Annotated in this window: 7 protein-coding genes; 4 read left to right on the top strand and 3 right to left on the bottom strand. The window is 75.0% G+C overall.

Annotated elements, in window-relative coordinates; all coding sequences use genetic code 11:
- The 4 genes from ACOJUF_RS22695 to mpaB form a co-directional block, all read left to right on the top strand.
- Positions 1-307, top strand: a 307-nt coding sequence (locus ACOJUF_RS22695; protein ID WP_420124081.1) for a DNA-directed RNA polymerase subunit alpha C-terminal domain-containing protein, incomplete at its 5' end; no start/stop codon positions are given.
- Positions 308-619: 312 nt separating this feature from the next.
- Positions 620-1,270, top strand: coding sequence for a 50S ribosomal protein L17 (gene rplQ / locus ACOJUF_RS22690; RefSeq protein ID WP_420124080.1), 651 nt, complete (start codon positions 620-622; stop codon positions 1,268-1,270).
- 278 nt (positions 1,271-1,548) lie between these two features.
- On the top strand, positions 1,549-2,181 hold the full coding sequence (locus tag ACOJUF_RS22685; protein WP_420124079.1) for a hypothetical protein: 633 nt from the start codon (positions 1,549-1,551) through the stop codon (positions 2,179-2,181).
- A gap of 285 nt (positions 2,182-2,466) precedes the next feature.
- The gene (gene mpaB, locus ACOJUF_RS22680; protein ID WP_420124078.1) at positions 2,467-3,225 is read left to right on the top strand and encodes a daptide biosynthesis RiPP recognition protein; all 759 of its coding nucleotides are present in this window, start codon (positions 2,467-2,469) and stop codon (positions 3,223-3,225) included.
- A 292-nt stretch (positions 3,226-3,517) separates the two neighbouring features.
- Here mpaB and ACOJUF_RS22675 read toward each other — a convergent pair whose 3' ends face one another.
- The 3 genes from ACOJUF_RS22675 to ACOJUF_RS22665 all read right to left on the bottom strand — a co-directional run.
- A complete protein-coding gene (locus tag ACOJUF_RS22675; protein ID WP_420124077.1) occupies positions 3,518-3,775 on the bottom strand; it encodes a hypothetical protein in 258 nt (85 codons plus the stop codon).
- Positions 3,776-3,863: 88 nt separating this feature from the next.
- Positions 3,864-5,024: a glycosyltransferase family 2 protein gene (locus tag ACOJUF_RS22670; protein WP_420124076.1), complete on the bottom strand. Its 1,161-nt coding sequence runs from the start codon at positions 5,022-5,024 to the stop codon at positions 3,864-3,866.
- Positions 5,025-5,033: 9 nt separating this feature from the next.
- Positions 5,034-5,362: DegT/DnrJ/EryC1/StrS family aminotransferase (locus ACOJUF_RS22665; RefSeq protein WP_420124075.1), on the bottom strand; the 329-nt coding region annotated here is incomplete at its 5' end.

Here is a 5,362-nt window from a genome sequence, read left to right as displayed (position 1 = left end):
CTCCTACAACTGCCTCAAGCGCGAGGGCATCCACACCGTCGGCGAACTGGTCTCCCGGACCGAGGCCGACCTGCTGGACATCCGCAACTTCGGGCAGAAGTCGATCGACGAGGTCAAGATCAAGCTCGCCGGCATGGGCCTGGCCCTGAAGGACTCGCCGGCCGGGTTCGACCCCGCCGCCGCCGCGATGTCCTACGGCGACTCGGACTGGAACGACGACACCGACGACAGCGGCTACGGCTCGCTCGCCGGCCTCGGCGCCCCGGCCCAGGACGACACCGACTACGCGGAGACCGAGCAGATCTGAACTGCTCCGCAGGGGTGACGGACCGGCCTTCGGCCGGGTTCGAAAGCCCCTTCGGGGGTCGGCCTCGCTGCGCTCCGCCCCAGGGAAACGCTTCGCGATGTCCCTGGTGTCCGCTTCGCGGCCAGGAATGCGGTGCAGCCACAGCACCAGGCAGTTGGTCCACCCCTCAGGGGGTGGGCGGGGATTCTCGCCGGTCGGCGAGGGTTCCTGAACTCGAAGGACAGCGTCGGCACCGCGGGGTTCGCCCCGCGGTGGCCGCCTCACCCGTGGTGGACGACCGTCCACGCGCGGACCACGAAAGAAGGACACGACATGCCCACGCCCTCCAAGGGACCCCGGCTCGGCGGATCGCCGGCGCACGAGCGGCTGATCCTGGCCAACCTGGCCACCCAGCTGTTCGAGCACGGCCGCATCAGCACCACCGAGGCCAAGGCCAAGCGCCTGCGCCCGTACGCCGAGAAGCTGGTCACCAAGGCCAAGGTCGGCACCCTGCACGCCCGTCGCGAGGTCATGAAGGTCGTCCGCGACAAGGACGTCGTGCACAAGCTGTTCGCCGAGATCGGGCCCTCGTTCGAGACCCGCAACGGCGGCTACACCCGCATCATCAAGACTGCGCCGCGCAAGGGCGACAACGCCCCCATGGCGATCATCGAGCTGGTCGGCGAGGAGACCGTGTCCTCCGCCGCGACCCGCGTGGCCAAGGCCTCCGCCAACCGCGGTGACCGGGCCGCCCGCGTCGCCGCGTCCGCCGGCGCCGCCACCCAGGCCGCCGACGACGCCGTCGAGGCCGACGAAGCCGCGCAGGCCGCGGAGGGTCCGGTCGCCGAGGCCGTCGACGCCCCCGAGGCTGCCGAGGCGGCCATCGAGGCCGGCGAGGACGCCCCCGACCGGGACGGCGCGTCCGACCAGGTCCTGGAGGCCGGCGCCGAGGCGCCGGCCGAGGGTGCCGACGAGACGAAGTAGTTCTCGTGCGCGGATGTCCGCGCGAACGACGGGGCGGTCCGGCAGCGATGCCGGGCCGCCCCGTCGGCGTTGGTGGCTCGGACGGTGGTGGGCTGGGGTGAGGGCGGCGGCACCGAGCGGCGGCGGGGGCACCCGGGGGAGTGACGGTTACCCTCAGGAGGACTGAGAGGTCGGGGGGATGATGCGCGGTGTCACCAGGAGACAGGGAAAACGCCGGGCGACCGGCCGCCGAGTCGGCCGCGTCGCTGATCCGGCGGGCCGGCCTGGAGCCCTCCGGCGTGAGCCGCGTCGAGGACCGGGGCCGGCTGCGTGACCTGCTCGGCCGCATCGCCGAGAACACCCGGGTCGAGGTCCTGTCCGCACTGCCCGGTGGCCCGTACCGGGTCGAGTCGCTGCGCGGATCGTGGGACCAGGACGTCGGCGCGCTGCGTCGCGGGGTCGCGCTCCGGGCGATCTACCAGGCCGATGCCGCTCGCAGTCCCGACGTCCTGCGCTACCTCACCGACTTCGCCGGTCAGGGCGCCCAGGTGCGGGTGTCGGGGCGCGTCCGGCACCGCACGATCATCGTCGATCGGGAGATCGCCTTCGTCGCGGTCGACGAGGACAGCCTGACGGTGCCGTTCCTCGTCGTCGAGGAGCCGGCCATGGTGCGCAGTTTCCAGGCCCAGTTCGCGGCCATGTGGAAGTCGGCCCACTCGGTGGGCGTCGGCGCCGAGGACTCGCTGGGCTCGGAGACCGTCCGGGAGACCCTGGACATCCTCAAGTCCGGGGTCACCGACGAGGTGGCGGCGCGGCGTCTGGGGGTGTCCGTCCGGACCATCCGGCGTCGCGTCGCCGCCGTGCTGGAACTGCTGGACGCCACGAGCCGGTTCGAGGCCGGGGTCAAGGCCGTCGAGGCCGGGTGGCTGTAGGCGCGGTGGCTGTCGGCCGGACGCCGGCCGTCCCCTCGGCTCGTCCGGTCGGTGCGGCCGGTCGGTGGGTCGGGCGGTCCACCCCGGCGGTTGTCCGGCGGCCGGCCGGCCGTTGAGCGGCGATCCCCGGGCCGGCAGGAGGCATCGGATCGGAGCCGGGCGGCCGGCGGCGGTGGCAGCAAGCGGTCAGAACCGCCCGCCGGGGGACCGGAGGCGATGGGCTGGAGGGGCGGGAGCCATCCGGCCGGCGATCGTCGGCGGCCCGGGCCCGCCGAGAGGATGCCCATGCCAGCCCTGGACCGGCTCGAACAGTGGTTCACCGGGATCGACAACCCGCGGTGGGCGCGGTCGGGGCGGCCGCGCATCGTCGTGGTCGAGGCGGCCCGCCATGCCCCTCGGGCCGTCGCCGCCTACGGGAGCGGCTCGGCCACGGTGTGGGTCCGGCAGGAGGGCGCCGAGGAGCCGGTGCCGGCGGGCTCGGCCCGGGACGTGGTGACCTTCCACGGGTCCTTTCTCGCCGACCAGGGGCAGATCACCGTGCCCGGCCGGCCGCACATCGACATCCGGCCGTACGGCGTGGCCGAACTCGCCGACATCACCGGCCCGACGGTGCTCCGGATCACCGACGACGAGGACTTCAGCGCGTTCCTGCGCGATGCCGACCGCAGCCGCGCCGGCGGACCGTTCCCGGCCCATCTCACCGACCGGCGGGTGCTGCTGGCGGACCTGGCCGGGCTGGGGGCGCCGGCGGAGCGGTCGGGACCGGCCGACCGGCTGCTGATCCGACCCGACGGGACCGTCAGCACCTCACCGACCGGCGGCCGGTTGGGCCGGGTCGGGGACGATCCGGCCGACCTCGAGCGCCAGTGGCGCGGTCACCTGGCCGGCAGCCGCCGGCCGTGCCCGGTGTGCCTGAGCGGGGTCCTGGCCGAGCGGGATCGGGTCGACGCACTGGCGGAGCGGCCGTGGCTGGGCGACTACCTCCGGGCGGTGGAGCAGCGACGGTGGTCGCCCCCGGTGCCCGCCGGCGGCCGGCCCGGCTGACCCTCGGCCCGCCCACCCGACCATCTGCGCGCCCGCCTGACCGGCGGTCGACCCGGTCGGCCCGGCCGGCCCGGCCGACCATGACCCGGCCCCGACCCTGCACCGGCCCGCCGCCCCGACCCCCTCCGGTGCTCCGCCCCGACCCCCTCCGGTGCTCCGCGGCCACGACCGGCGACCGGCGACCGGGCCGCGGGTACGACGAAGGGGACGGGCCCGCGTCGCCGGCCCGTCCCCTCGATGCGTCACCCGGTCGTGCGAAGCCGGGACCCGGCCCCGTCCGACCGCCCGCCGCTCACTCCACGCAGAACCCGCACAGCGGCCGGACCAGGTCGCGGACGGGCACCACCACGCCCGCGCCGACCTCGACCGGCCCGGCCACCGGAGCCGCGATGGGGGCGCCGGTACCGACCGCGCCGACCGAGACGGCGCCGGCCGCCGGGCCGGACGGCCGGCTCTCGCCCGCACCCCCGTCGAACGCCGGGGCGAACAGGAGCCCGCCCGCGACCACCCCGGAACGAATCAAGCCGTTGAATCCGACGGAACCAGCCACCGTCACGTCCCTTCCGAACGACACCGACATCTGCTGCCGACCACTGTGCCAAGCCGGCCGCGCCCGCGGCGGGATTGGCAGGAAGCTGTCACCGGCCCCCCGGTGTCCCGTCGGGCCCGGCGCCGACGAGAACCGATCCGGGGAAGCGCATCTCGCCGCCCGCCGGCCGGCCCGGCGCCCGCCGGCCCGGTCCCGCGGCCGGCACCGCTGCGGCCCGGCCCGCCAGCACCCGATCGAAGAAGGCCTGCTGGTGCGGCATCCGGCGCCCGAACACGGCCACGTACCGCTCCGCATGGTCGGCCGTCATGGTGCCCAGCACGATCGTCAGAGCGACCCGGCCGTCCGGCTGCGGGTCCAGCACCAGGTTCCGCCACACGCTGCCCACCTGCGCCAGATGGCTCTCGATGGCCGCGGGCAGGGCGCTCGCGCCGCCGGTCCAGCCGCTCGGGTAGACCAGCTCGCCGGTCCGCGCCAGGCCGCCGTACCAGGCGGTCAGGTCGGCGGTGCAGGCGCGGGTCGCGGCCTCCCGGTGCCGCGTGTCGGTGAGCGACCGGTAGGCCCGCCGGGCGGCCCGGGCGTCGGGCAGCCGGGCCAGCTCGTGCCCGTACCGGCAGGGCAGGCGGTGCTGGCGGGTGCCCGGGTTCTCCAGCATGTCGACGGTCACCTCCAGGGTGGTGCGGCAGCGGATGCCCGCGTCGGCCAGGCGCACCCACAGATCCCAGTCCTCCAGGCCGATCTCGGACTCCCGCCAGCCCCCGACCCGCTCGGCCAACGCGGTCAGGTGCGCGGCGCAGGAGTTCTCGAACAGCGGGTTCATCAGCTGCAGCTCGGGGTGCCAGAGCATGGTCAGCGGATGCGCGGTGCCCACCGGTGTCCCGTCCGCGGTCACCTTGTGCACCCGGGTGGCGACGAACTCCGCACCCCGGTCGAACTCCGCCGCGAGCGTCGCGAGATGGTGGGGGCGCCAGCGGTCGTCGTGGTCGAGGTAGGCCACGATCGGGCCGCGGGCCCGGCTCAGCGCCACGTTCGTCGGTCCGGCCTGAAAGCCGAAGCGTCGGGTCCGCAGCAGCCGGACCCGACGGTCCCGGGCGGCGATCCGGGCGACCACGTCGTCGGTGCCGTCGTCGCTGGCGTCGGAGACGACCAGCAGTTCCCAGTCCCGCACGGTCTGCCGGCGGACGGACTCGATGGTGGCCGCGATCGCCGGCCCCCGGTTGTAGGTCGGGCAGATCACGGTGAACCGGGGCATCGGCCGGCCTCAGACCCGGCCGAGCACGTGGAGCAACCCCTCGATCACCTCGTCCTGCCGGTCCGGGCTCAACGTCGGGTACATCGGCAGCGAGAAGATCTGCCCGGCCACCGATTCGGTGACCGGCAGGGACCCGGGCGGCGTGCCGAGGTGGGCGAAGCCCGGCATGGTGTGCACCGGCCAGGGATAGCTGACGGTCAGCGCGATGTCGCGGTCGGCGAGCGCCGCGAGCACCGCGTCCCGGCGTGGATGGCGGACCACGTACAGGTAGTACACGTGCTCGTTGCCCGCGGCGGTCACCGGTAGCACGAGATCGGTGCCGGCCAGGGCCTCGTCGT

The organism is Nakamurella sp. (assembly GCF_048594475.1).
Lineage (GTDB): Bacteria > Actinomycetota > Actinomycetes > Mycobacteriales > Nakamurellaceae > Nakamurella.
This window is presented reverse-complemented; position numbering and strand designations above follow the sequence as displayed.

What these genes read in the sequence shown, in the direction of transcription:
- rplQ (WP_420124080.1), top strand. Translation starts at nt 620, where the DNA reads ATGCCCACGCCCTCCAAGGGACCCCGGCTCGGCGGATCGCCGGCGCAC.
- ACOJUF_RS22670 (WP_420124076.1), bottom strand. Translation starts at nt 5,024, where the DNA reads ATGCCCCGGTTCACCGTGATCTGCCCGACCTACAACCGGGGGCCGGCG.
- mpaB (WP_420124078.1), top strand. Translation starts at nt 2,467, where the DNA reads ATGCCAGCCCTGGACCGGCTCGAACAGTGGTTCACCGGGATCGACAAC.